Origin of the sequence: Colwellia sp. MB3u-41 (genome assembly GCF_014076845.1) — a bacterium.
In the GTDB taxonomy this organism is placed as follows: domain Bacteria; phylum Pseudomonadota; class Gammaproteobacteria; order Enterobacterales; family Alteromonadaceae; genus Colwellia_A.
Window position 1 is genome coordinate 119,959 of sequence record NZ_JACGUT010000047.1, and the last position, 25,855, is coordinate 145,813.

General features: G+C 36.3%; 22 protein-coding genes, 6 tRNA genes and 1 pseudogene. 9 read left to right on the forward strand and 20 right to left on the reverse strand.

The window, feature by feature from the left end:
* Positions 1-26: 26 nt before the first annotated feature.
* Entirely contained in the window at positions 27-2,402 is a 2,376-nt protein-coding gene (gene ppsA / locus H4J73_RS02925) for a phosphoenolpyruvate synthase (protein ID WP_182181095.1), read from the reverse strand.
* A gap of 424 nt (positions 2,403-2,826) precedes the next feature.
* On the opposite strand from ppsA, the gene H4J73_RS02930 reads away from it, so the two are divergent.
* Positions 2,827-3,636 (forward strand): pyruvate, water dikinase regulatory protein, encoded by an 810-nt coding sequence (locus H4J73_RS02930; protein ID WP_182181096.1) that lies wholly within the window; start codon positions 2,827-2,829, stop codon positions 3,634-3,636.
* 132 nt (positions 3,637-3,768) lie between these two features.
* Positions 3,769-4,824, forward strand: coding sequence for a 3-deoxy-7-phosphoheptulonate synthase (locus tag H4J73_RS02935; RefSeq protein WP_182181097.1), 1,056 nt, complete (start codon positions 3,769-3,771; stop codon positions 4,822-4,824).
* Positions 4,825-4,959: 135 nt separating this feature from the next.
* On the opposite strand, the gene clpA is transcribed toward H4J73_RS02935, so the two are convergent.
* Positions 4,960-7,212, reverse strand: a complete 2,253-nt coding sequence (clpA, locus tag H4J73_RS02940; protein WP_182181098.1) for an ATP-dependent Clp protease ATP-binding subunit ClpA — start codon at positions 7,210-7,212, stop codon at positions 4,960-4,962.
* A 28-nt stretch (positions 7,213-7,240) separates the two neighbouring features.
* Positions 7,241-7,561, reverse strand: coding sequence for an ATP-dependent Clp protease adapter ClpS (gene clpS / locus H4J73_RS02945; RefSeq protein ID WP_182181099.1), 321 nt, complete (start codon positions 7,559-7,561; stop codon positions 7,241-7,243).
* Between the two features lie 206 nt (positions 7,562-7,767).
* Here clpS and cspD point away from each other — a divergent pair, with 206 nt between their 5' ends.
* Complete coding sequence (cspD, locus tag H4J73_RS02950) at positions 7,768-7,989, forward strand: cold shock domain-containing protein CspD (protein WP_182181100.1); 222 nt, start codon at positions 7,768-7,770, stop codon at positions 7,987-7,989.
* A 196-nt stretch (positions 7,990-8,185) separates the two neighbouring features.
* Here the strand turns inward: cspD and H4J73_RS02955 are convergent.
* Both H4J73_RS02955 and H4J73_RS02960 read right to left on the reverse strand, forming a co-directional pair.
* Positions 8,186-8,652: pseudogene (locus H4J73_RS02955) on the reverse strand (nuclear transport factor 2 family protein).
* A 59-nt stretch (positions 8,653-8,711) separates the two neighbouring features.
* The gene (locus tag H4J73_RS02960) at positions 8,712-8,855 is read right to left on the reverse strand and encodes a DUF3185 family protein (protein WP_182181101.1); all 144 of its coding nucleotides are present in this window, start codon (positions 8,853-8,855) and stop codon (positions 8,712-8,714) included.
* 298 nt (positions 8,856-9,153) lie between these two features.
* On the opposite strand from H4J73_RS02960, the gene H4J73_RS02965 reads away from it, so the two are divergent.
* Positions 9,154-9,633, forward strand: a complete 480-nt coding sequence (locus tag H4J73_RS02965; RefSeq protein ID WP_182181102.1) for a hypothetical protein — start codon at positions 9,154-9,156, stop codon at positions 9,631-9,633.
* Positions 9,634-9,871: 238 nt separating this feature from the next.
* On the opposite strand, the gene H4J73_RS20890 is transcribed toward H4J73_RS02965, so the two are convergent.
* Both H4J73_RS20890 and H4J73_RS02970 read right to left on the reverse strand, forming a co-directional pair.
* A complete protein-coding gene (locus H4J73_RS20890) occupies positions 9,872-10,069 on the reverse strand; it encodes a hypothetical protein (RefSeq protein ID WP_404851853.1) in 198 nt (65 codons plus the stop codon).
* A 13-nt stretch (positions 10,070-10,082) separates the two neighbouring features.
* The gene (locus H4J73_RS02970) at positions 10,083-10,700 is read right to left on the reverse strand and encodes a sodium:calcium antiporter (protein WP_182223702.1); all 618 of its coding nucleotides are present in this window, start codon (positions 10,698-10,700) and stop codon (positions 10,083-10,085) included.
* A gap of 1,084 nt (positions 10,701-11,784) precedes the next feature.
* Between H4J73_RS02970 and H4J73_RS02980 the strand changes: the two genes are divergently transcribed.
* From H4J73_RS02980 to H4J73_RS02990, 3 genes are read left to right on the forward strand one after another with little or no spacing between them, the layout of a single operon-like run.
* Complete coding sequence (locus H4J73_RS02980) at positions 11,785-12,060, forward strand: monovalent cation/H(+) antiporter subunit G (protein WP_182181105.1); 276 nt, start codon at positions 11,785-11,787, stop codon at positions 12,058-12,060.
* Positions 12,061-12,107: 47 nt separating this feature from the next.
* Positions 12,108-12,383 (forward strand): hydrogenase subunit MbhD domain-containing protein, encoded by a 276-nt coding sequence (locus tag H4J73_RS02985; protein WP_182181106.1) that lies wholly within the window; start codon positions 12,108-12,110, stop codon positions 12,381-12,383.
* Between the two features lie 40 nt (positions 12,384-12,423).
* On the forward strand, positions 12,424-12,834 hold the full coding sequence (locus H4J73_RS02990) for a hypothetical protein (protein ID WP_182181107.1): 411 nt from the start codon (positions 12,424-12,426) through the stop codon (positions 12,832-12,834).
* Positions 12,835-13,058: 224 nt separating this feature from the next.
* Here H4J73_RS02990 and H4J73_RS02995 read toward each other — a convergent pair whose 3' ends face one another.
* The 11 genes from H4J73_RS02995 to H4J73_RS03045 form a co-directional block, all read right to left on the reverse strand.
* Positions 13,059-15,338 (reverse strand): EAL domain-containing protein, encoded by a 2,280-nt coding sequence (locus tag H4J73_RS02995; RefSeq protein ID WP_182223704.1) that lies wholly within the window; start codon positions 15,336-15,338, stop codon positions 13,059-13,061.
* A gap of 513 nt (positions 15,339-15,851) precedes the next feature.
* Positions 15,852-15,937, reverse strand: a tRNA-Leu gene (locus tag H4J73_RS03000).
* 234 nt (positions 15,938-16,171) lie between these two features.
* A tRNA-Gly gene (locus tag H4J73_RS03005) sits at positions 16,172-16,247 on the reverse strand.
* Positions 16,248-16,300: 53 nt separating this feature from the next.
* A tRNA-Gly gene (locus H4J73_RS03010) sits at positions 16,301-16,376 on the reverse strand.
* Positions 16,377-16,466: 90 nt separating this feature from the next.
* Positions 16,467-16,552: transfer RNA gene (locus H4J73_RS03015), tRNA-Leu, on the reverse strand.
* A gap of 94 nt (positions 16,553-16,646) precedes the next feature.
* Positions 16,647-16,720, reverse strand: a tRNA-Cys gene (locus tag H4J73_RS03020).
* 43 nt (positions 16,721-16,763) lie between these two features.
* A tRNA-Gly gene (locus tag H4J73_RS03025) sits at positions 16,764-16,839 on the reverse strand.
* 137 nt (positions 16,840-16,976) lie between these two features.
* Entirely contained in the window at positions 16,977-17,564 is a 588-nt protein-coding gene (gene pgsA, locus H4J73_RS03030) for a CDP-diacylglycerol--glycerol-3-phosphate 3-phosphatidyltransferase (protein ID WP_182181108.1), read from the reverse strand.
* 134 nt (positions 17,565-17,698) lie between these two features.
* Positions 17,699-19,549 (reverse strand): excinuclease ABC subunit UvrC, encoded by a 1,851-nt coding sequence (gene uvrC / locus H4J73_RS03035; protein ID WP_259366679.1) that lies wholly within the window; start codon positions 19,547-19,549, stop codon positions 17,699-17,701.
* Between the two features lie 3 nt (positions 19,550-19,552).
* Positions 19,553-20,197 (reverse strand): UvrY/SirA/GacA family response regulator transcription factor, encoded by a 645-nt coding sequence (gene uvrY, locus H4J73_RS03040; protein ID WP_182181109.1) that lies wholly within the window; start codon positions 20,195-20,197, stop codon positions 19,553-19,555.
* Between the two features lie 186 nt (positions 20,198-20,383).
* Entirely contained in the window at positions 20,384-20,638 is a 255-nt protein-coding gene (locus tag H4J73_RS03045) for a hypothetical protein (protein ID WP_182181110.1), read from the reverse strand.
* Between the two features lie 183 nt (positions 20,639-20,821).
* On the opposite strand from H4J73_RS03045, the gene fabA reads away from it, so the two are divergent.
* Together fabA and H4J73_RS03055 are read left to right on the forward strand one after the other, a co-directional pair.
* A complete protein-coding gene (gene fabA, locus H4J73_RS03050) occupies positions 20,822-21,337 on the forward strand; it encodes a bifunctional 3-hydroxydecanoyl-ACP dehydratase/trans-2-decenoyl-ACP isomerase (RefSeq protein ID WP_182181111.1) in 516 nt (171 codons plus the stop codon).
* A 221-nt stretch (positions 21,338-21,558) separates the two neighbouring features.
* Positions 21,559-24,102, forward strand: a complete 2,544-nt coding sequence (locus H4J73_RS03055; RefSeq protein WP_182181112.1) for an EAL domain-containing protein — start codon at positions 21,559-21,561, stop codon at positions 24,100-24,102.
* On the opposite strand, the gene H4J73_RS03060 is transcribed toward H4J73_RS03055, so the two are convergent.
* The gene (locus tag H4J73_RS03060) at positions 24,099-25,022 is read right to left on the reverse strand and encodes an ABC transporter ATP-binding protein (protein WP_182181113.1); all 924 of its coding nucleotides are present in this window, start codon (positions 25,020-25,022) and stop codon (positions 24,099-24,101) included. The genes H4J73_RS03055 and H4J73_RS03060 overlap by 4 nt on opposite strands.
* On the reverse strand, positions 25,019-25,831 hold the full coding sequence (locus H4J73_RS03065; protein WP_182181114.1) for a hypothetical protein: 813 nt from the start codon (positions 25,829-25,831) through the stop codon (positions 25,019-25,021). Before H4J73_RS03065 ends, H4J73_RS03060 begins: the two co-directional genes overlap by 4 nt.
* Positions 25,832-25,855 lie beyond the last annotated feature (24 nt).

Genomic DNA, 25,855 nt, shown 5'->3' on the forward strand with positions numbered 1-25,855 from the left:
CTTACCCTAAAATACAGTTTATAAAATTATGCTTTGTGGTTTTCAGCAATATACAACCAAGTTGCTAGTACGGTATCTGGATTAAGTGAGACACTGTCAATACCTTCATTAACCAACCAAGCGGCGAAATCAGGATGATCTGAAGGGCCTTGGCCACAAATACCAACATATTTCCCACGCGCTTTACACGCTTTTATTGCCATTGATAGTAAGGCTTTAATAGCAGGGTTACGTTCGTCAAATAAATGAGCGATTAAGCCAGAATCACGATCTAAACCTAACGTTAATTGCGTTAAATCGTTTGAACCAATAGAGAAACCATCGAAGTGATCAAGAAATTGATCGGCTAACAAACAGTTAGAAGGTAATTCACACATCATAATAACGCGTAAACCATTCTCACCACGTATCAAACCATTTTCAGCCAGAATTTCAATAACTTGCTCAGCTTCTTCTACGGTACGAACAAATGGGATCATCACTTCTACGTTCGTCAAGTCCATATCGTTACGAACACGTTTTATTGCTTCACATTCAAGCGCAAAACATTCACGAAAGTCTTTCGAAATATAACGTGCCGCGCCACGATAGCCTATCATCGGGTTCTCTTCTTCTGGCTCAAACACGTCACCGCCAACCAAGTTAGCGTATTCGTTAGATTTGAAATCAGACATTCTAACAATTACTTTCTCTGGCGAATAAGCAGAAGCTAAGGTGGCAATACCTTCGGTTAATTTAGCAATATAAAATTCAACTGGACTAGCGTAACCAACAATAATATCGTTAATTTCATCTTTTAAATCATCAGATTGTTCATCAAAATTTAATAACGCTTTCGGATGAATGCCTATCATCTTATTAATGATAAATTCTAAGCGGGCTAAACCAATACCTGCATGGGGTAATCGTGCAAAACCAAAAGCTCGGTCGGGATTACCCACATTCATCATTATTTTTAATGGAACTTCGGGCATTGAGTCAACTTGAGACGTTGTTACGGTAAAATCAAGCTTGCCTTGATAAATAAATCCGGTATCTCCTTCAGCACAAGAAACCGTTATATCATCACCATTAGCAATACGTTTTGTCGCATCACCACAACCAACAACCGCAGGAATCCCCATTTCACGCGCAATAATAGCCGCATGACATGTTCTCCCACCACGATTAGTCACAATCGCCGAAGCGCGCTTCATGATAGGTTCCCAATCAGGGTCGGTCATATCAGTAACTAATACATCACCGGGCTTAATTTTGTCCATTTCAGCTAGAGAAGCTAAAACTTTTGCTTGGCCACTACCAATTTTGTGACCAATTGAACGACCTTCACAAATAACATCAGCTGTTGCTTGTAATTGAAACTGTTCCATTACGTTAGCACTTTCACGGCTGCGCACGGTTTCAGGACGTGCTTGCACAATATAAAGCTTTCCGTCTAAACCGTCTTTTGCCCATTCAATATCCATTGGACGTTGATAATGCTGTTCAATAATAACGGCCTGTTTAGCAAGTTCTTGTACTTCATCATCAGTTAATGAAAACTGGTTAGATAAGGCTTCTTCAATATCTACAACTTCAACTTGATTTCCATGACTTTCATCCGCTGTGTAAATCATTTTTATGGCTTTACTGCCAATATTACGACGTACAACTGCAGGTTTACCTTTGGCAAGTGTCGGCTTATGAACGTAAAATTCATCAGGATTTACCGCACCCTGCACTACCATCTCACCTAAACCGTAACTTGAAGTAATAAAGACTATATCTTCAAACCCTGACTCGGTATCAATAGAAAACATCACGCCACTTGAAGCAATGTCACTACGAACCATACGTTGAATACCCGCAGATAAAGCAACACCACGGTGATCGTAACCTTGGTGAACACGGTAAGAAATAGCACGGTCGTTAAATAATGAAGCGTAAACATGCTTTATAGCAATCATCACTGCATCGAAACCACGTACGTTTAAGAAGGTTTCTTGTTGGCCAGCAAAAGAAGCATCGGGCATATCTTCTGCTGTTGCCGATGAACGCACGGCAAAAGAAGCATCGTCAGCAAAACCGTCAGCTAACTTTTCGTAAGCCTGAGCAATATCTAACTGCATTTGCGGGAGAAAGGGCGTTTCTATAATCCAGTTACGGATCGTTTCACCTGATTTTGATAAGGCTGCTAAATCATCGACATCTAAATTATCAAGAAGCTGATATATTTTATCATTGATGCCACTTTGTTCTAAAAATTCATTAAATGCGAAAGAAGTTGTGGCAAAACCACCCGGGACTTGTACGCCTACGTTTGAAAGGTTTGAGATCATTTCACCGAGTGATGCATTTTTTCCGCCAACGCGGTCAACATCATTCATTCCTAAAACTTCATACCAAAGTACATTTTCTTGCACGACATCTTCTCCAAAAAAAAGAAACAAAAATAAATAGATTTATATGTAATACCCAAGCTACTTGAAGATGCAATTTCAGAGCTAAGCTAGGAAATCAGATTAAGACGCGATACGCAGAGAATGGTCATTCCCTTTTCAATTATCGCAACGCAGAACTTATTTTCTAGCTTATCTCCCTATGGGCAAGCCGAGAAAGGGTCATCTCCTAAGTTATTAATTTCGATAATAGAATAACTATTGTCTTCAATCAATTCCTTGGTGCTAACCCTTTCTCGACTTGCTGAAACTTGTATTTTCAAGTAGTTTGGGTATTTATCAGTATATTTATAGCTTAAGACATTTTACACTGCGAGCTTTATAAACTGAAATGTTATTTGAAACATTTTATAATAAGTTACAGTTATTGATAATAAAGAGGTTTTAAATGCGCGCTGCTTTTTATATTTCTGATGGTACAGCAATTACCTCAGAAGTTTTTGGCCATGCTTTGCTTTCACTTTTCCCCATGGAATTTGATCACGATACTATTTCATTTGTTGAAACCATTGAAAAAGCCAAAGCGGCGAAAATAAAAATTAATAAAGCCGCTAAACGAACGGGTATGCCTCCTTTAGTTTTTCATACTTTTGTTAATAACGACATCAGAGAGATTATTGATAGTTGCGACGGTGTTATTTATAATTTTTTAGAGCACTTCGTCGCTCCACTTGAAAAAGAGCTAAAGCTAGAAGCTAAGCCAACCGCACATAGAACACACAGTATCCATGAGGATAGCTACGATTATCGTATCGATGCGGTTAATTATTCTTTAGCAAATGATGACGGTTCAAATGTAACCAACTATGAGCACGCTGATGTTATTCTTGTCGGAGTCTCTCGCTCAGGTAAGACTCCTACTTCATTATATTTAGCACTTCAGTATGGCATTAAAGCGGCCAATTACCCTTTTACTGACGATGATATGGATGATCTAACGCTACCTGATTTCTTAAAACCCCACAAAAAGAAACTGTTTGGCTTAACCATTGATGCACAACGCTTAATTGATATTCGTGGGGAAAGGTTAGCCAATAGCAAGTACTCATCAGCCAGACAATGTCGAATGGAAGTAAGAGAAGTTGAAAAACTTTATAAGAAAGAAAAAATCCCCTTCCTTAATAGCACTAAGTTTTCGGTCGAAGAAATATCTGCAAAAATTCTCAATGAGACTGGCTTGCAACGCTATAAATATTAACTTAGTTCAAATTAATCTTTTAAAAGGCAGAAACCATTTCACATAAGCCGTTAATTTGGTTATGTTAGCGCGATAAATTATATTGCGCTGACTTTCATTGCGCATTAACGCTTTTAAATAAATTAGAATACCATGACTATTAAAACCGATGAGTTTAGAACAACGCTAATTGAAAACCTTGTTTCTCCGGAAGAATTAGCACAACAAATTCCACTAGATGATGAAACAGCAAGTTTTATTATTCAAAGTAGAAAAGACATTGAAGCGATCATTAATGGTGAAGACGACCGTTTATTAGTCATTATTGGTCCTTGTTCAATTCATGATACAACTGCTGCGGTCGATTACGCTAAAAGACTTAAAGTATTACATGATAAGTATCGCGATGAATTGTTAATCGTTATGCGCGTTTATTTTGAAAAACCACGTACCACTGTTGGTTGGAAAGGATTGATTAGTGATCCTGATTTAGACAAATCGTTCCATGTAGCTAAAGGTTTAAACTTAGCGCGTTCACTATTAATGGATATTAATAGACTGGGTTTACCTGCGGGCACTGAGTTCTTAGATATGGTTACTGGTCAGTATATCTCAGACTTAATAAGCTGGGGGGCTATTGGCGCTAGAACGACAGAAAGCCAAGTCCACCGTGAATTGGCCTCGGCACTTTCTTGTCCCGTAGGCTTTAAGAATGGCACTGACGGTAATGTACAAATTGCTGTTGATGCAATAAAGGCAGCTAGTGTTCCCCATGTGTTATATTCGCCAAACAAAAGTGGTCAAATGTGTATTTATCAAACACATGGTAATCCTTATGCTCACGTTATATTGCGTGGCGGTAAAGAACCAAACTACCACCTCGCAGATATTAAGACTACGGGCGAAGTGTTAGCTAAGGCTGGCTTAGATAATCGTATTATGATCGATTGTAGCCACGGAAATAGCGATAAAGATCACAATAAGCAAATTGATGTTGCCCGTTCATTAAGAGCTCAAATCGAGCAAGGTGATAAAGCCGTATTTGGTGTAATGGTCGAAAGTTTCATTATTGAAGGTAACCAAAAAGTTGTTGATGTAAACAAACTAACTTACGGACAAAGTATAACAGATGCCTGTATTAATTTAGACACCAGTGTAAATTTGTTAGATGAGCTATCAGCCGCTGTGCAAGCTAAACGCTCAAGCTAAATTAAAATATAAAGACAAAAAAGCCGCTAGGATAATTTCTAAGCGGCTTTTTTTATTAATAAATATATTTAATACCGTTCAAATAAGACCAATAAACGCTCTCTAACCACAGCGTTTATTGTTCTGTGTTAAAACCTAATGCTCAACTAATTCTTTCTTTTGTATGTAACTAAGCACTAATTTGTCTTTTTTAACCCCCACCTTTGCAACACCACCATGAGTGAGATCACCAAACAACAGTTCATTCGCTAAAGGCTTCTTTAATTGCTCTTGAATTAATCGAGACATAGGACGAGCGCCCATCGTTTTGTCATAGCCTTTCACTGCTAACCACTTTTTAGCTTCTTTAGTCAATTCTAATGAAACGCCTTTTTCATCCAGTAAAGCTTGCAACTCAACAATAAATTTATCAACAACTTGTTGAATAACGACTTCATCTAAATGATTAAACCAAACAATATTGTCTAAGCGATTTCTAAATTCAGGCGAAAAGGTTTTATTAATTTCACCCATCGCATCAATCGTCTGATCTTGCTGTTTAAAACCTATTGATTGGCGGGTTATTTCATGAGCGCCAGCATTTGTAGTTAACACAAGCACAATATTTCTAAAATCAGCTTTACGGCCATTATTATCGGTTAGAGTTCCATGGTCCATAACTTGTAAGAGAATGTTGTATACATCTTCATGTGCTTTCTCTATTTCATCGAGCAATACCACAGAATGAGGGTGTTTAATGACAGCATCTGTTAATAAACCACCTTGCTCATAACCTACATAGCCCGGAGGCGCGCCTATTAAGCGACTTACAGCATGCTTTTCCATGTACTCAGACATGTCATAGCGAAGTAACTCTACACCTAAAGCTTTAGCTAATTGTTGTGTTACTTCTGTTTTACCCACTCCAGTTGGTCCAGCAAATAAGAACGAACCTACGGGTTTTTGTTCACTGCTTAAACCAGCTCGGGATAGTCGAATAACAGAGGTTAATTCATCAATAGCGTGATCTTGACCAAAGACAACCATTTTCAAATTACGGTCTAGTGTTTTAAGACTGTCTTTTTCTGTTGATGAAACTGACTTTTCTGGGATCCTTGCCATTTTTGCAACGATCGATTCGATATCGCTATTATTGATCACTTTTTTGCGTTTAGAAGCAGCAACAAGTTGTTGTTTAGCACCCGCTTCATCGATAACATCAATAGCTTTATCAGGTAGAAAGCGCTCATTAATATATTTAGCTGACAATTGTGCAGCAGCACGCAATGCTTTATTGGTGTAACGAATACCGTGATGTGATTCGTATTTTTCTTTTAAGCCCTGCAATATTTTAGTGGTGTCTTCAACACTTGGCTCAACCACATCAATTTTTTGGAAACGACGGGCTAATGCACGATCTTTTTCAAAGACACTTTGGTATTCTTGATAAGTCGTTGACCCCATACAACGTAACTTACCAGACGATAATAGTGGTTTAATTAAGTTAGAAGCGTCCATCATGCCACCAGAAGCGGCACCCGCACCGATAATAGTATGAATTTCATCGATGAATAAAATAGCATTACCATCGTCTTCTAATTCTTTTAATAGCCCTTTAAAACGTTTTTCAAAGTCACCACGATATTTGGTTCCTGCTAATAATGCCCCCATATCAAGTGAGTAAATAGTCGTTTCAGCTAAGAATTCAGGTACATCGTCAGAAATCAATAAATTAGCAAGGCCTTCCGCAATAGCTGTTTTACCTACCCCTGCTTCACCAACAAATAACGGATTGTTTTTACGGCGACGGCTTAATACCTGCAACGTGCGCTCTAATTCACTATCGCGACCTATTAAGGGATCGATATTACCTTTTCTAGCTTCTTCATTAAGGTTAGTGGCAAAGTTTTCAATAGTACGTGGCTCTTCTCCTGCTTGTGCTTCATCAGTTGATTGAGGAGAATCAACATGTTCTATTTTGGATATTCCATGAGAAATAAAGTTAACAATATCCAAACGGCTAATATCTGATTTTTTCAAAAAATAAGCGGCCTGAGATTCTTGTTCACTAAAAATAGCAACCAACACATTTGAACCAGTAACTTCACTTTTTCCAGAAGATTGCACATGAAAAACTGCACGTTGTAATACCCGTTGAAAACCCAATGTAGGTTGAGTTTCACGCTCTACTTCACCTTCTGGGATCACAGGCGTTGTTTCTGCAATAAAGTCTAATAATTCTTTACGGATTTTTCCCATATCAGCGGCACATGCTTTGAGTGCTTCAATTGATGAAGGGTTATCCAATAAAGCTAATAATAAATGCTCCACCGTCATAAATTCATGACGAGAGTCTTTGGCTTGACGGAAAGCCATATTTAATGATATTTCTAAATCTTTGTTCAGCATAGACTACTCCACTTTAAACCATGCGAATTCACGCTTTTTCCATTGCACATTGCAATGGGTGCTCATTTTCTAATGCGTATTGGTTAACTTGCTCAACTTTTGTTTCTGCTATTTCAGAAGTAAAAGTACCGCAGCGACCTTTGCCTTTATAATGAATCTCTAACATTACGTCAGTCGCCTTGTCTGAGTTCATATTAAAAAATCGACACAACACATCTATAACAAAATCCATCGGTGTATAGTCATCATTAAGTAAAATGACAGTATACATAGGGGGCTTTTCAAATTGCTCAATGAACTCTTCTTCAAGAACTTCCTGATTATCTATTAACTCTTTCCACTTGCTCATAATTTTATACTAGTCTGTACCGGGTGATTTTGCTTTAACATTTACAAAAAATTCAATTTGTAAATTACTTATAAAATAAACTTGATTATTTTCAGAGGTTGTCTACTGTTTAATTTAGTGATTATTTTTTAATCATAAATGTATTTATGTTAATGCTTCTAGGCAAGCATACCTAATTACCGATGAATATAGAAGGAAGTTGAAGTATGGCTCACGGTACAGTGAAGTGGTTTAATAATGCAAAAGGGTTTGGTTTTATTCGTCCAGAGGACGGTGGTGAAGATATTTTCGCACACTATTCAACAATCCAAATGGAAGGATACCGTACATTAAAAGCTGGTCAGGACGTAGATTATGAACTAAATGCAGGGCCTAAAGGCCACCATGCTGCTAGTATCACACCTGATGAAATTGAAGGTGAAGAATAATTTTCAATGCTGCTAAAATAATCCAATAAAATACCTGTTTGTCAGTACAATAAACAGGTATTTTTTATAGATGAATGATTTTGTAAAGCTCTCTACCGTCAATATTGCTGGCGTTATCGAATAACTTTTATATTTTATATTTTATACTTGTACTAAATTATCGCTTTTTACTCTGTTTAAAGGCTGCTATGACTATTTACTCATGATATTTACGTATCACCGCCACTTTACCCTTTTCTATTTCTAAGACTTCCATCATCGTTTACCATAAGCTATCGGCTGGTTATTTTGAGGATGAATGCCTTTTGCACTATTCTTATATCTAATTGCTATTACTCAATGATTAAAAATAAATACATCCAACAGTTCTGCTTGATATTCAGTAAGCGCACCTAAATAAAATGCCATACCTTTACGCATTGATTTTTTCCCATCAGCCTCTCGAGAATCATCGGTTACATAAGGTAAATGCGAATGCCCAACATCATCAACAAGTAAAGCTAAATAATTTTCTAGTTCTTTTGTTGTTGCATCAGGTGCTTGACTCGCCACCATGGCATCAAAATATTGTTGAGCAAAGACCTTTAAATCTAGCTGTGACTCATCTCCCCAAGCGGATATCGAGCAGGTAAATAAAAAGGAAATAAGTGACCACTTTTTCATATAAAACCCCTTCTTATTTTAATCGAGTGTTACCAACTAATACACAGCCCCCCCTCCAATCATTCCTGCCAAGCTTCAATAGGCGTTTCGCCATTAAATGCTCGACTTAACTGAGGGCTAGCAGCATCATAAATATTACAGCCCCTCATAGCTAAAACAACACCAACAATGATAAATACAATTCCAAACATTTTATTATTCATAGATACATCCGATTCAAAACTCATTAACATTGCGTGAGTTTTGTTGGCTATACAACAAACACTATGCACGATTATAGACATAGAGAGTTAATATTTTAAAGTCGTATTTTTGGTAAATTTAGCAGAGTTTCTTTATTAAAAATGAGTAACTCTTATATTAAACATAATCCAATAATTATATGTAAGCCCTTCTATTAATGCATTATTTATAATCCAAAATTTTCTATTGATAATATATAGTAATAATTTGCACTCGGTATATACTGTTTAAATATTTTGAGACAGAAAGGCTGCGTTAATGTTTATACGTTTATTGTTTATTGGAGTTTTATGTGGGCTAAGTCAGCAGGTTAATGCGACAGATAACTTGATTGTTAACTTCGAACTTATGCAAGATAAAAGCTTACAAAGCCAAGGCAATGTTTTAGTAACATCAAAGCTTACGACTTGGAATAAAGGACTGAGAAGCAGTTACCTGCAATTAAAATGTCGACAATTAGAGAATGGTAAAACTGAAAAACTGTTCTCATCAATTGACTATTTTGATGGTCTAAAGCTAACCCATCAGATGCTAAACGATGAAGTAGAACTCACGGTTGTGCATAGTAGGGTTAGACCCCAAGCCATTGAAATACACAAACTACCTGATGATGAATGCAAAGATATGTCTCCAATCGTGACCACTACGGTTGAAACTTACAAGTTTATGGCCAAAAAAGGCGTAACAAAATCTTACCCTTTTGGCAAAAAAATGACCTTTAGTTATAGCCTTAATTAATCATCCGATGATGAGTGTCGCGGCGAATGATGATTAATCATCGCTATGCGATCTGCCTTTACTACCATATCAAAATCAAAATAATTGGCTTTATTGTTCAGCGTTTATTAAATTTTCAAACAGTCAATCTATAAAGACTTAATGCTTGGATTTGCTCTTAACATCGAAAATCAGCTCTATTTTTCATACTCGCTAAGCTCATTACTTTTTATAGCTTTTGAGTAAAAATACTTATTCTCTAGTTAAAAAAGTAGTAACCAAGCCCAACATAAAACACATAAAACAACGGTAAGAAAACTGATTTAATTTTACTGATTGAATGACCAAACAATAAAAACGCTGTTAATACCACCGTAATAAACAACAAGGCCCATTGATCAAAGTCAGTAAATCGCCCTTCAAAGGCAATAGGAGAAATTAAGGAAGAAACACCCAAAATCCCTAAAACATTAAAACATTAAAACATTAAAAATATTGCTACCCACAACATTACCAACCGCTACATCCATCTTTTTTCTCAATACCGCCATTATCGAAATTGTAAATTCGGGCAATGAGGTACCTATCGACACTAATGTTAAGCCTATAAGCGCTTGTGATGCTCTTAAATGCGTAGCGATAACCGAAGCACCCGTAACAAACCACTGTGCTCCTAGCATCAACATCACTAGACCTGATATGACAGATAATATCACGAACCCTATATTATGTGGCTTAGCATACAATGCTTTACCTTCGTCTTGATGGAGTTTCTGAGAAGGCGTTTTTGGGTTTTTTTCTGTATAAATAGTAAAGCCTAAATAAGCAAATAGTGCGCTAAGCATCAACAGACCCGAAAGCAACGAAAAAGCCCCCGTTAAGCCCACTAATATAAGTAAAATAACTGCCGCTAACATCACCAAAGCATCATGTTTAAGTGCTAACTGCTTAAACGCTAATGGCGCAATCAACCCACAGGTACCGATAATAAGGCCAATATTACCAATGTTACTCCCTATTATATTTCCTAATGCGACTAATGCGTTATTGTTCATAATGGCATTAACTGAAACGATTAATTCAGGCATATAGGTGCCAAAGCCAACAATAATTAAGCCACTTAAAAATGGCGATATCTTAGGTTATTCGCAGCAGACATAGCGCCATGCATTAAAAGCTCACCGCCAATAATTAACATCACCAGCCCTGAAACCATCATTATACAATTCATTAATTCGCCTGAAGGCTGCCCGTACAAAACTTTTAGTATAGAGTGAAAATAACAAAATGATGACAATTTTTTGTACGCTTTACTGTAGTTAGCTCCTATAATTGTGATTAATCTTATTGATAAAATACTAAGTCTTAAATCTTGTTTTACTTTATATCCAGCCGGTTATTAACCGGCTTTTGGTTTTTACTTTCTGACGGTGATATTACTTCACTACTTGTGGGTGTCGTCTTTATCCCAATGAGTGTTTATGTATCTGCCAAATTATCTGAAAAAACTGACCTCGCTAATCGTGCGTTTTACATTAATATCGCTAAGATACCAAAATTCATCTAGTTTTTTCTTTATCAATTCATAAAAGGGGGCACCGACACAGCAGTGAGATTGTTCTCTTTTGACATAAAATTACAGCCTGAATTTATACATTATCCTATTAAGTATTTGCCTGCAGGTTCACCAATGAATTTGTTTATGAATGAAGTGAGTTTATTACCAGGTTCTGTCAGTCTAATAAGAGAACCTACTAGCGTGCTCGTTCATGTATTAGCTGTCACTAAAAGTTCATTAGAATATATCTATGAATGCGAACTCGCGATTTGTGAACTGTATAGTTTAGATATCTATTCACAATGCCATGTTTCATCAACAAGAAAAGTGAGTTAAAAGTGACTGTTTTTATATTGCTGTGATTGTTCTTTTACTGCTTTGTTTAATTATAGGGTTAATAAGAGTATTCATTGGGCCTGACAACGCTAACCGTATGTTAGCCGCTCAACTGTTTGGCACTATAATTGTTATTATCTTGTCGGTATTACAAAATAACGAAGTGATAACTAACGTTGCGTTAGCCGTTACTCTATTGGCCTCGATTACAGTAATTGCATTTTTAAAGTTGGCAGAACAACCTATCAAGCCTACTTCTACTTAGGATAACCACTAACATGATAGCCAACCTATTTACGGTAGTAATGCTCTCGCTTGGTTGCCTTTTCTTTATTGCTGGAACCTTAGGGTTATTTCGATTCCCTGACATTTTTTGTCGCTTACATGCTCTCACTAAATCAGATAATTTACGGTTAGGCTTAATCACCTTAGGTTTGCTGCCAAAAGTAAATAGTGTCTCTATGGGAATAAAAGTTATCTTGGTATGGACTTTGTTATTACTCACTAGTGCAACGAGTTGTCATTTAGTTGCGCGACATGAGCGCAAAAGATAAATCAGTAAGAGCGATGGCAATCACAATACAAACAGGAAAAATGATAGATGAATAGAGACTTATCCGTTGATATCTTATTATGTATTTGTGTCTTGGTTATCGCTAGTTCAATGTTTTTAGTGAAGCAGTCGTTCACTGCCATTATTTTATTTATAAGTCTTGTGCTGGTGATCACACTTTGTTGGATCCCGTTGGATGCTATTGATTTCGCTATCGCTGAAGCGGCTATTGGTGCAGGATTAACCGGTGCTATGTTGCTGGCATCATGGAGAAAGCTGTCTATCGATAAGCCCGCTGAAAAAAAGACTAGAGGTGATCTTTGATAAAATTTTTGACAGACAGTCGTCACGTTATTAAAAAACATTGATTGTTATTTTAGTCACCCTTTTTACAGTATTTTTCATATTTGCTTTATTTAATCAGCCATTACACAATAATGAGTTACAAGCATTAGCCGTCAATCATCTTGATAAAACAGGTGTAACTAATAGGGTCACTGCGGTACTTTTAAACTACCGTGCTTACGATACCTTCATTAAATTTGCTGTTTTTCTCTGTGTGGCAGTAGGGGTATTACCTTATATTTTAGATACTCCGATATTAACATTTAAACTACAAGAAGAGTCTCAAGTTTTGCTCATTGCCAAGGTCTTTATTCCGTTAACCATTATTATAGCTAGTTGCTTACTGTGGATAGGTTCAGCAAAGCCAGGGGGGGCTTTACTAGCGCGGTGTTTGTATTTTATTATTAGTGGCGTTTCGCTTTTGATCTAAATATTTCAGCACATAATGAGGTTATTAGTTTGGTGCGTTTATATGCCTATAACATTTTCCCCAAATAGGTGATGAGAGTTACGGGTCTGCGTGTGTTTAACAAAACATTAGCACACCGACCTCATCAACCTTTAAAGTGTCTATGTCTTTCCACTGTTATCAGTGTCACTGTTAAGTCGTTTTACTGCTCTTTTACTGTGTTTTATCAGTTATCAGTGAGTTACTTAGTTATTGTTCACTTTAACGTCAATCACGGGGCTAACGACATTAAGTTTATGCCACTCTATATACTCATTTTTGATCATAGGTTTTGCAATCATATAACCTTGAATTGAATCAATATGCATAGCGGTTAATATTTCAAATTGTTCTATCCCTTCAACCCCTTCAGCAATCGCGGTTATATTAAGACTTTTGGCCAAATTTATAATCAAATTTACACGCTTAAGTCCGCTACCATCATCTAACACTTTATCAATGAGGCTTTTATCAATTTTAAATTCATTAATAGGAAAAACACTTAGGTGTGCCAGGCGAGAATAACCGGTACCAAAATCATCTATTGAAAAGATAAATCCATATTTGTTAAGTTCTTCCATCTGTCTTGCGGTACTTTCCATATCACCAGAGAGCATTGATTCTGTAATTTCTAATTTAATTTGTGATGGTCGTATATTAAAGTCATTAATCACATTAAGTAACTCAGAATTTAAGGAAAGTGAGTTAAATTGACAGTGACTTATATTAATCGACACACTAAATAAATCATCAATAATGTTTTCAACACTCAGTTGTTCAATTAAAACACAGATATCCTTTAGTACAATATGTTGTAACTTATGCATGAGACCATACTGTTCAGCAATCGGTATGAACTCATTGGGGGCTATCAGTCCTTTTATGGGATGATCCCATCGAATAAGCGCCTCTGCGCCAATAACTTTTCCTAATGCACTTATTTGCGGTTGAAAGTAAGTGCAAAACTCATTACTAGCGATAGCCCTGACAAGATCTGCTTCAAGTTCAGCCTGGTTTTCTAGTAATGTTTGTAATTGAGGATTATAGAAACTATAACGATTACCCCCTTTCATTTTAGAACGGTACATCGCGGTATCTGCGAACTTTAATATATTATCTGTAACTGAATTTCTCCTATCAACGAGGCAAATACCAATACTACAACTCATCTGAAATGCTAATCCCTCGACCTCAAATTTTTTCTTGAATACACTTTGCAGTTTTTGAGCAACAATTTCTGCTTCGATATTCGCTTGCTCATTGTCATCACCGACATATTCCAACAAAATAATGAACTCATCGCCTCCAACTCTGGCTAAAGTGTCAGATGCTCTTATAACAGAACTCAATCGGTATGACAGATCAACTAAAAGTTCATCACCAGCGCTGTGTCCTAATGAATCATTAATTTTTTTAAAGTTATCTAAGTCTAAGAATAATAAGGCGCCTGTTTTATGCGTACGTTTTATTCTTTCAACACACATAGTTAACCTTTCGTTAAGCATTCTACGATTAGGCAAGTTTGTTAATGAATCAAAAAAAGCTAATCGTTCGACTTCTTTTTCTGCATTCTTGCGGATCGTAATATCCCTTGCCATCCATACAATATGTCTTTTAGATGGGTTACTTGTTTGGTAATTTTCAATGGGTGCCGTTCTTCCTTCGAAAATAACGCTACCTTTTTTAACATCAAGTTCATATTCAAAAATTTGAACCTCGTTGGTAGCTAATGTTTTATCAATCACAGCCATAATTGGCTGAGAATCCTTTTGAGGCATAACGGCATTTACATTTTTATGAATAAGTTTACTCAACGACTTATATAACAACTCATCAGGTGAGCCATAAATGTCAGTATATTCACCTTCTTCACTTAAAATTAAGGTTAAATCAGGCATAACTTTAGTAAAAGCTTTAAACTTTTCATTACTTTGCTGTAGGTCAGCGATTAACTGCTCAACCAAAAGCGACTCAGTATTTTTTTCTAATGCTATGCTAGAAAAATGAACGAAATAATCGATTAATTCTAAATCTTTGGTGGAAGGTGTTTTAGGAGCGCTATGGTAAATAGCGAACGTACCGAGAATATTTGATTGTGTGGAAATAATAGGTGTTGACCAGCACGATTGAAGGCCAAAATTTAGTGCCAGTTCTTTAAAGTCAACCCATAGCAATGATGTTTCTATATCTTCAACAATAATACGGGACTTTAAATAAGCTGCAGTTCCACATGAACCTACATTTGGGCCTATATATACGCCATTTATTAACTGACAATATTTATCATCAATATTGGGTGCTGCACAATGAAAAAGTTGATCTCCCTTTAACAACAATATTGAGCATTTTGCCGACTTATCATCAATAATTTCTTCAATAGACAAACAAATATCGTGTAAAACATCATTTAAAGGTGTACCTAATGCAATTTTAGATAATATATCTTGTTGGTGAAAAAGTAACTTTTTTAACCTAACAGTATCCATACTTCACCATATACTTTTAATGACATTAATTATTCATTGTTAAAATATTTTAAGGGTCAAAGACATAAAAGAATTTACGTTATGAACTTCATTCCTATATCAGCATAGTTTATTAGTTATGATTAATCTGCTTTTCATTCCATTCACGTAAGTAATCAATCGCAATTAAGCTTAATTTAACCACGTTTGGAAAACCTTCATGTTATTTTGCAGACCGTAATAATGTTGTTGTAGTAATAAATTAACCTAAAGAAAAATAACGAACTCAGTACTTTACGATACTGAAGTTAATCATAGTAGCTGAAAATTAACGCTTAACTGCCTTTAAGGAGAATAATCAATACTGATAAAATTCAGAAATAAGTAAGAGGTAAACATGGGGAAATATGTTGGTGATATATTAAATTACGTATTTATTAAATATTGATAGTTGCATGATAGCTGCGAGATGGTAAGTATAATATAATTCATCGTATATTATAAATTCACTAAACAGAAAGTCCAGTAAAAAAGTGGTACCCGGAGACGGACTTGAACCGTCACACTCTATGAGCGAGGGATTTTAAATCCCTTGTGTCTACCAATTCCACCACCCGGGCATCGGATAATTCTTTTTAAAGTAGAGATTGGCTCCCTACTAACTCTGCTACACTTATATAAAATCGTGAAGAAGAGACTTGAGTAATTAATAAGATTGTATCTTATACTACTCTCTAGTTTATTAAAACACTAGAATTGTAATTATTAACAATTAATTACATTTTTATTAACAACTTACATTCATAATTAATGTCAATGCTTTGCTAATAAATTTAGTTTATTAAAAACTAAATTGGAGCGGCTAACGAGACTCGAACTCGTGACATTCACGTTGGCAACGTGATGCTCTACCAGCTGAGCTACAGCCGCTTCGTAGATTAAATAACTAAACATTATTTAAGGTATTACTAATAAAACTAAATTGGAGCGGCTAACGAGACTCGAACTCGTGACATTCACGTTGGCAACGTGATGCTCTACCAGCTGAGCTACAGCCGCTTCACTTCTTGTTTTACACAATAAATTGTTTTATTTGTATGAGCCAACATACACCATCAAATTAGCCGTTTAACTTCGTTAGAAGAAAAGTGGTACCCGGAGACGGACTTGAACCGTCACACTCTATGAGCGAGGGATTTTAAATCCCTTGTGTCTACCAATTCCACCACCCGGGCATCGGATAATATTTTTTATAGTAGTGATTGGTTCCCTACTTATTAGTCTTTCAGCTAATTCCTTTAAACATCCATAAATTATTCTCATAAGATATGGAGGCGGGTCCCGGAGTCGAACCGAGGTAGGCGAATTTGCAATCCGCAGCATAACCAGTCTGCCAACCCGCCAAACTTATTATTTGACAACAACAACAATATTATAAATCAAACTTGGAGCGGCTAACGAGACTCGAACTCGTGACATTCACGTTGGCAACGTGATGCTCTACCAGCTGAGCTACAGCCGCTTCATCTGCTGACTCCCTGTCAACTTGGGACGCATTCTACATTGAAATTATTTGGAGTCAACAGTTTAATTTCAATTTTGTTTTGACTGCTTAAAAAGCGGCTAATTTGACGTTTTTTTAACTAAAAACATCATTTTCTAACTGTTTTGTTTAACTAACTCAGGCCAAGCTACTTTAAAATAAGCGACCATCGACCAAAAAGTAAGCACTGTAGCTATTGCATAAAAGCTATAAGCGATAAACATTAATATTTCATGTGGAAAATTAAACAATATTAACGGAATATCATAATCGGGTTGCCAAATGAGTCCCATAATACCTAACATTTGTGCAGCGGTTTTATATTTCCCCATTTGCGACACCGCGATTTCATCTCGTTTACCACGAGAAGACATAAATTCACGCAAGGCACTAATGAATATTTCACGAGCAATCATTAAGATGGCTGAAATTGAAATCCACCATAATTGATAGTCTTGAATAAGGAGTACTAAAGCGGCAACAACCATTAGCTTATCTGCCACTGGATCAATGAACGCGCCAAAAGCTGAAGATTGATTGAGTTTACGCGCTAAGTAGCCATCAAGGGCATCACTAATAGCTGCAAGCCAGAATACGGCAAATGCGCCGAAATGATTCCATGATACCGGTAAATAAAACACCACTAAAAACACAGGTATTAATACTATACGGAACATAGTAATTTGATTTGGAATAGTCCACATAAATTTATTTTACTACTAATGACAACAAGCGTTGTCACATTCTACACAGATTAGAGGCTTGACGTAAATTTTTATCAAAAAACAAGCATAATAAGTAAACATATATTAAGTCATTCTTTTAAAAATCACTTCACTTATTTTTCATGGAGGGCATTATAAATAGCTTCAGCTAGCACTTTACTAATACCAGGAACTTTTTCAAGTGTGCTTTTATCTGCTTGCATAACTTCTTGTAGGCCGCCTAAGTACTTTAGAAGAGCTTGACGTTTCTTGGCGCCAATACCTTCAATAGATTCTAGTGTTGATTTTTTACTGGCTTTTTGACGTTTAGCTCGGTGTCCAGTAATAGCGAAGCGATGTGACTCATCACGTATATGTTGTACTAAATGTAAAGCTGAGGAGGTAGGGGGTAACGAAATTAATTGGTGGCTGCCGGCTAAAATCAACGTTTCAAGTCCAGGCTTTCGCCCTTCTCCTTTTGCAACGCCCACTAATAAGGGAATTTTGTCTAAGGTTGTATTAGCCTGAAGGTTTGCAAAAAACTCTTCTGCTTTTGATAGTTGCCCTTTGCCGCCATCAATAAAGACAATGTCAGGCATGTTTTCCATATTTGTCACTTTACCATAACGCTTGTTAAGCGCAAAAGCCATCGCCGCATAATCATCTCCGGGAGTGATGCCATAAACATTATAACGTCGGTAGTCACTTTTTAAGGGCCCTTCTTGATTAAAAACCACATTTGATGCCACAGTTTGTTGCCCCATGGTATGGCTAATATCAAAGCACTCAATTCGATTAATTCCATTATCAAGCTCAAAGACTTCGTTTAATGCCAAAAAACGTGCCAGCATCGAAGCTTTATGACTATTTTTTGTGGCTAATGCATTTTGTGCATTGGTACACGCTAACTTTAAGTATTGTGCGCGCTCACTGCGGACACTTGTTGATATTTTAACATTACGCTCAGCTTGTTCACTTAAAAGTTGAGTAAGTTCTTTAATCTGTTCAAAGCTTTCGCTGATCACTATTTCTTTTGGTATAACAGCACTGTTTAGGTCTTGCCCTAAGTAATGCTGGCTGATAAATGCCTGGTAGACTTCTGCTGGTTCGGTATCAGCTGGAACACTTGGAAAATAGCTTTTACTTCCTAAAATCTTTTGATCACGTATAAATAATACGTGCACACAAACCTGTGATTTCTCAATATAAATACCGATCACATCAAGCTCAGCCACAATACCACTAACGAACTGCTGTTTTTGAACTTGACGTAAAGTGGCTATTTGATCACGGTATTTCGCTGCACTCTCAAAATGAAGTGTTTGACTCGCCTCTTCCATTTTACTAACAAGACTAGTAATAACAGTAGAGCTTTTACCGCGTAAGAATAATTTTGCCATATCAACTTGTTGTTGATAATCAATGGCTGATATTTTGTCAACACACGGCGCAGAGCATCGATTTAATTGATATTGTAAACAAGGACGACTGCGGGCTCGGTAGTAGCTATCTTCACACTGGCGAACAGGAAATAACTTTTGCATTAAACGAAGGCTTTCCCAAACAGCTCCAACGGTTGGATAAGGACCGAAATATTCACCTTTAACCTTTTTCCCACCACGATGAACACCTAATTTAGGGTGTTTGTGATCAGTGATCAATAAATAGGGGTAGGATTTATCGTCGCGCAGTAAAATATTATATTTAGGGAGATACTTTTTAATATAATTATTTTCGAGGATTAACGCTTCGCCCTCAGTGTGAGTAACAGTAACGTCAATGGCAATGATATGACTGACGAGCACTTTGGTTTTAGTGCTGCCGACATCTTTACGAAAATAACTCGATAGACGCTTTTTAAGTTGCTTAGCTTTTCCTACATAGATAACGGCTTGGTGTTTATCGTACATCCGATAAACACCCGCTTGTTCAGAAACTGAAGAGAGAAAAGCTTGATGATCAAAAATGGGCTGAGTTACTGACAAAGTTTATAGTGTTTCTGTTTTAATCATACCGTGGCGAATAGCAAGATGAGTTAGTTCGACATCATTACCGACATTTAATTTTTCAAACATTCGGTAACGGTAACTATTGATCGTTTTGGTGCTTAAAATAAGTTGTTCTGAAATATGAGGAACTTTTTCACCACGCGTGATCATCAACATAATTTGTAGTTCACGTTCAGACAACATATTAAATGGATTTTCTTGATTAGATTTAAACTGGCTCAATGCCATTTGCTGCGCGATATCAGGTGTTATGTAACGTTGCCCGCTATTAACTGCACGAATAGCGTTAACCATTTCATCAGCACCCGCCCCTTTCGTTAAATAACCGGCTGCACCAATCTGCATAACTTTTGTAGGAATAGGGTCTTCAGAATAAACCGTTAAGACAATAACTTTTATGTCAGGCGAATAGCGGATTATTTTTTTAGTCGCTTCTAAACCACCGATACCTGGCATGTTCATGTCCATTAGTACAACATGGGGTTCATTTTTACGACAAAATTGTACGGCTTCCTCTCCAGTTTCGGCCTCACCAATAACCTTAAGTCCTTTAACGTCGTCAAGAATTCTACGTATCCCTGTACGAACCAACTCATGGTCATCAACCAATAAAACATTTATCAACGGAGGTTCACCTTAATTTACAATTTTTATTGTGTAGAAGAATATTGCCATTAATATCCATACTTTATACGTTCAGAGCATATAGGGTATTAACAAGCAGCACAATTGAATTTAACTATCTTGATTAAAAAAGTGTAGCATAAATTTTCCTCTGCCTTATTTACCGACAATGAGGTTGATTTTTAACTACAGGTCATGCTTTTTCAACCAATTATTCAGTAAACCAATTTGACCATTTTTATAAGCCGCATAGGTTAACCGAACGGCATTGCTTAAAATAACACTGTCAGTCCATTTAGTTTGTTCCGCAATGAGTTCATAGCAATTTTGCGCTTCTGGAGATAAATAACCACGCATTTCTTTTTTTCCACACTCTTTTTGGCGTTCACGGTAGCGTTTTTGCTTTTCTGCGTTGCTAAACGCTTTTTTATCATCTTTCATCAGTATGTTACCAAATTTCCTTTTTTAAAAAAAAGGTTATGCGTAACTAAATAATATCTAAAAAAGCAGTAATGATCTAACTTTATATCAATAAAATTCAAATAAAGTACGGCTCAGAGTTGTTTAGTGTACAGGTGTTCGCTAAAGTAGCGAATAATTTTATTACTGAAGAAAAGTGACCTCATGTTAGATCAAAATTCATACTCTAAAGAAGACTTAGTAAAAGCGGGTACGGGCGAAATGTTTGGCGAAGGTAATAGCCAATTGCCTTCTGACAATATGCTTATGATGGACCGTATTATTTCTATCACTGAAGATGGCGGCGAATATGGTAAAGGCGAGATTATTGCTGAACTTGATATTAGTCCCGACCTTTGGTTTTTTGATTGCCATTTCAAAGGTGACCCCGTAATGCCAGGCTGTTTAGGTTTAGACGCTATGTGGCAACTGGTGGGTTTCTTCCTAGGTTGGTCTGGTGGACCTGGCCGTGGCCGTGCACTTGGCGTGGGTGAAGTGAAATTTACCGGTCAAATTTTACCGACGAATAAAAAGGTTACCTATAAAATCACTTTAAAACGCGTCATAAAGCGTAAACTTTTCATGGGTATTGCTGATGGTGAAGTTTTAGTTGACGGTAGAGTAATCTACACAGCTAAAGACTTAAAAGTAGGTTTATTTACGGATACAACGTCTTTCTAAAATAAGTTTTATTTACATTATTACAGCGCGTCACACGATTAAAACTCAAGCCCACTTTTTAAACAGTGGGCTTTTTATTTTTATTAATTCCTGCCTTTATCACTGTTCTTCTGCTAAATTAATGAAATATAATCAATTTTTTTTGTCGCTATTCTTACATTATTCTTATGATCAAATTACCTTCAAGTATTTATAAAACAGCTAGATTAACTTTTATCTTTATGATTTTTCTAGTTTTAGTTTTTATTTTTAATAGCGTGTGGACATTTATCAGTAATATTGATGAACTTGCTCTGCGTGACGACTCTTCTTTAATCAGCAGTGAGTTTAGTTATTATATTGATCATGAAAACAATTTAGATATTAAGACACTTGTTAACCAAAAAGATTCTGTGGCTTTATTTATCCCTTCCTTAGCTAATGACATTCCTTATGATTTAGGTCATCAATCGTATTGGATAAGAATTGATATTAGCAATCATAGCCTAAGCACTCAAAAGCTTGTTTTACATGCAGATAATAGTATGTTGGCATTTTTTGATGTTTACAAAGTGAATGTAAATCTCGAAAATATCACCGCGATCACACAGCAAAAGCCAACACGTAAACGCGTAAAGTTATTGGACGTATTCCCCCATGTAAGTTTTGACCTACTCGCCAATAGCACGGTACAACTTATTGCCCATGTAAAAAGTAATGGCCCACCAAATGTACCATTAGTTGTTTATAACAAAGAGGATTTTGGTAAGAGAATTGATTACACACAAATTGTCTATGGTATTTTCATTGGTATTATTTTGTTGATGGCAACCTATAACTTTGTTTTATACTTTGCGACAAAAGATAAAGTTTACCTCGTTTATATCGGCTATTTGTTATCTTCTTTTATCGTTTTAGCTGGCGTTACAGGTTATGGCTATCTAATATTCTCAAAAGAATTTCAGTACTTTATTCATGAATATGTCTTATTTACACATTACGCCCTCGTATTTTTCTTATTATTATTTTCGTTATTTTTTTTACGCTATGACCAAGTTAATAATAATCTTTATAAAATAGGTATTACGTTAAGCATATTGTTAATGCTCGTTGCTCTGTATTCCCTGTCTTTAGACCAGATAACTCAAACTAAACTCTTCTTTTCAATTCAACCTCTTTTTTTTCTATTTTCATTATTTATTATTTTCAAAAGACTCTCTAAAGATTTTGCTTGGGCCCGATTCTATTTTATTTCATGGATACCTTTTCTAGCGGGGGCAGCAATCCAACCCTTAGTGTTATTAAACTATATTGATTCAACATTTTTAACGCAAAATGCATTTTTGTTTGCCGTAATGATTGAAATCACCTTCATGGCTTTTGCCCTGGCTGAACGCATGCGCAGAAATGACCAGGATAGAGTTCATAGTATCAGCTATCATGAATTGACTAATTTACCCCGTAAATCAATGCTTGAAGCCGTGATGAATAAATTGCAATTATCTGGGAATAACGATTTTTGTGTCTTAGTCATTAAGCCTGAACATATTGAACAGATATCTCTCTATATAGACGATAAAGCTAACGCCGCTTTATTTAAACGCTTAAGCCGTCGTTTAAGCTCATTGTTCATTTATAATGATGCGATTGAATCGTTATCGTCTAATAACGAAAAAATTTGCTTCTTAGAGAATAATTGTTTGGCTATTGTGGTCAATAAAAATAAGGGTACGCAAGATTTATCCGTTCTGATAAAGTCAATACAACAACTTATCTCAGAAACATTCCAGATTGATGATCTTAAACTGCCTTTATCCGCTGTCATCGGTATCGCTAATTATCCAGAGCACGGCGACGCTAATTATTTATTAATTAATCATGCTTTGTTAGCCGTTAATGATGCCCAACTCGTTTATGGCCGCTGGGCTTACTATCAAAGTGAAAAGTCAGATCAAACCAGCTATTTACTTAAATTAGCGACTGATTTAAAAGAGGCTATCGAAAAAGACACATTGGAAATATATCATCAGCCACAAATTGATTTAAAAACCTTACGAGTGTGCAGTAGCGAGTGTTTAATTCGTTGGAATCATCACAACGAGGGATTTATTTCTCCCGTTGTCTTTATCCCCTTAGCTGAAGATTTAGGGCTTATTAACCAACTTACGTTATGGGTCATTAAACGGTCTTTAGTACAACACCAGCAAATATTAGTAAACAATAATCATATGGTATCTATTAACATTAGTGGTAAAGATATTGCTCATGAGCACTTTTTTACTAATGCATTGACCGTTATTGAAGAAAGCGGTATTCCTGCTGAAAAAATAATATTAGAGATAACCGAATCTGCTTCAATTAGCCATAATCAACAATCTCTTGAATTAATTCAAAAATTAAGTGATTTAGGCTTTACCATTAGTATTGATGATTTCGGCACGGGTTATTCGTCGATGGCACAAATTAGTCATCTCCCCTTTCAAGAGCTTAAAGTTGACCGACTCTTTGTTGAAAATGTCAATGACGACCATAAACGTAAAACTATTGCTGAAGCAACGGTTAAAATGGCAAAAGGTTTAGGCTTAGAAGTTGTCGCTGAAGGTATTAATAGTCAAGCAGATGAAGATACATTACGCAGCTTTGGCTGTGATATTGGTCAAGGGTTTTACTACGCAAAGCCTATGCCAATTGACGATTACCTAGACTGGTTAGTTTTACAAAAAAAAGGTCGAACACAAAAACGTGTCGACCTTGATGGTGAGTTCATCCCTGCTGATAAAGACTAGAATAATCTGTTTTCTAATGTTTTGCCGTTAGTTAATTGTGAATATTGCCATTGCTGTTTATGGCAAAGCTGAAGTATTTGTAGATCTAACGGTTCACTTTCAAGCGAAATAGCAGAGCTAGTGATTAAAAACTCATTACTTTGCGTCTGTTCAATATGCTGTACATTAGCAATGGAGCCCACCAAGGATAAAAAGTCATCATACGACTGCCTCATTCTAATCGTTAAATAACGCTGTTCTTCTTCACTTTGTAAGTTCTGATGTTGTTGCAACTGTCCTTTTTCTAAATATAAAACTTGGCTACATAACCGCTCTAGCTCACTTAAATCATGAGAACTCAAAATAAACGTAATCTCTGATGATAAAGACGCAACCAACTCACGCACTTCTCGAGCATTTATCGGGTCAAGACCCGCCGTGGCTTCATCTAACATTACAATGTCTGGCGAACCTATTAAGGCTTGTGCAATAGCGACACGTTTACGCATACCATGTGATAATTCATCAGGTTTTGCATTAAAAGTATCCGCTAAGCCAACCAGTTCTAATGTTCTTTGCGCTTCTTTTATCGCTTTTTTACGGCTAAATCCTTGCAGTTGAGCATAAAACGTTAACTGTTCAGCAATCGAAAAACGCGGATCAAACTGAGCATCTTGTGGCAGCGCAGCCAACCGGCCAAATAAGTTTGCATCTCCTGTTTTAAACCCCGCGATGGTAATACTGCCACTACTTGGCAATAAATAACCACATAATAGACTGAACAAAGTGGTTTTACCTGCGCCATTAGGGCCAACCAATGCAATAGGTTGCCCTTTTTCTATGTTAAATGACACGTTATCTAACGCTAAATGGTCGCCAAATGATTTTGACAGGTTATTAACTTGAATTAACGGACCTGTTTGGCTGTTCAGTAAACTCATATTGACGCCCTTTTTAATAGTTTATCCGCAACAAATAACAAAACAACCGTTTGAAAGAGAGGAATTAAATAATGATAAAAATCGAGAGTTTCTAATGAAACTACGCGACTAATTTGTGTACCAGGAAAAATAAAATTAAGAAAAAGACCGCTGTTTAGTTGAAATTGAATAAAGCCTATCAATAACGCACCAAGAGTATAAAACAAAATTCCTGCAACAATGCTCATTTTAGCGGAGGATAAAATGCTGTTAAAAAATGACATAAGCGCAATAAAGGGTAAAATAATAATAGATAACTCGACAAACAGTACTGCAGCTTGTTTTATCGCAGGAAACAATAATGCGCCATCTCGGGCGACAGCTAATGCGACACAGGCCAATAATGTTAACAATATTAAGCTAACAAGAATAAGAAATTGCCCTAAAAATCGCCCAAGCAGTATTTCACTCCGTGTCGCTCTTAATGTGATAAAGCGTAAAGTACCACGTGCCCTGTCTGAGCAAGTTTGATCACTTGTCACCAGTAAAGTAAATATTGGAAAGGAATAAACAGCCACCAACCAGTAAATAGAAAACTCCGCTACGGGCCATTTTAATAAAGCACTTAACCCTAAAGAACCAAACAAAGTACTTGCAGCAACTTTAAAAGTATCCGAAAAAACAATGTCTGTTGCTGAGCTGATCACATAATATAAAAGAACAAACCAAACAGCACAAAAGGCTGTTAAAGCGATTAAACCATTTTTAGTTTTAAAAATACGGTTCAGTTCAAATTGAGTGAGAATAGAAAGTCTATGAATGTTTAACAAATGAAAGCCTGCTAATGATTATTT

Coding starts and splice junctions, on each gene's coding strand:
- H4J73_RS02935 (WP_182181097.1), top strand. CDS start 3,769: ATGACTATTAAAACCGATGAGTTTAGAACAACGCTAATTGAAAACCTT.
- H4J73_RS02965 (WP_182181102.1), top strand. CDS start 9,154: ATGTTTATACGTTTATTGTTTATTGGAGTTTTATGTGGGCTAAGTCAG.
- H4J73_RS02960 (WP_182181101.1), bottom strand. CDS start 8,855: ATGAATAATAAAATGTTTGGAATTGTATTTATCATTGTTGGTGTTGTT.
- H4J73_RS03045 (WP_182181110.1), bottom strand. CDS start 20,638: ATGAAAGATGATAAAAAAGCGTTTAGCAACGCAGAAAAGCAAAAACGC.
- pgsA (WP_182181108.1), bottom strand. CDS start 17,564: ATGTGGACTATTCCAAATCAAATTACTATGTTCCGTATAGTATTAATA.
- H4J73_RS02930 (WP_182181096.1), top strand. CDS start 2,827: ATGCGCGCTGCTTTTTATATTTCTGATGGTACAGCAATTACCTCAGAA.
- H4J73_RS02970 (WP_182223702.1), bottom strand. CDS start 10,700: ATGCCTGAATTAATCGTTTCAGTTAATGCCATTATGAACAATAACGCA.
- H4J73_RS02985 (WP_182181106.1), top strand. CDS start 12,108: ATGAATAGAGACTTATCCGTTGATATCTTATTATGTATTTGTGTCTTG.
- H4J73_RS02980 (WP_182181105.1), top strand. CDS start 11,785: ATGATAGCCAACCTATTTACGGTAGTAATGCTCTCGCTTGGTTGCCTT.
- clpA (WP_182181098.1), bottom strand. CDS start 7,212: ATGCTGAACAAAGATTTAGAAATATCATTAAATATGGCTTTCCGTCAA.
- H4J73_RS02995 (WP_182223704.1), bottom strand. CDS start 15,338: ATGGATACTGTTAGGTTAAAAAAGTTACTTTTTCACCAACAAGATATA.
- H4J73_RS03055 (WP_182181112.1), top strand. CDS start 21,559: ATGATTTTTCTAGTTTTAGTTTTTATTTTTAATAGCGTGTGGACATTT.
- clpS (WP_182181099.1), bottom strand. CDS start 7,561: ATGAGCAAGTGGAAAGAGTTAATAGATAATCAGGAAGTTCTTGAAGAA.
- H4J73_RS03060 (WP_182181113.1), bottom strand. CDS start 25,022: ATGAGTTTACTGAACAGCCAAACAGGTCCGTTAATTCAAGTTAATAAC.
- cspD (WP_182181100.1), top strand. CDS start 7,768: ATGGCTCACGGTACAGTGAAGTGGTTTAATAATGCAAAAGGGTTTGGT.
- fabA (WP_182181111.1), top strand. CDS start 20,822: ATGTTAGATCAAAATTCATACTCTAAAGAAGACTTAGTAAAAGCGGGT.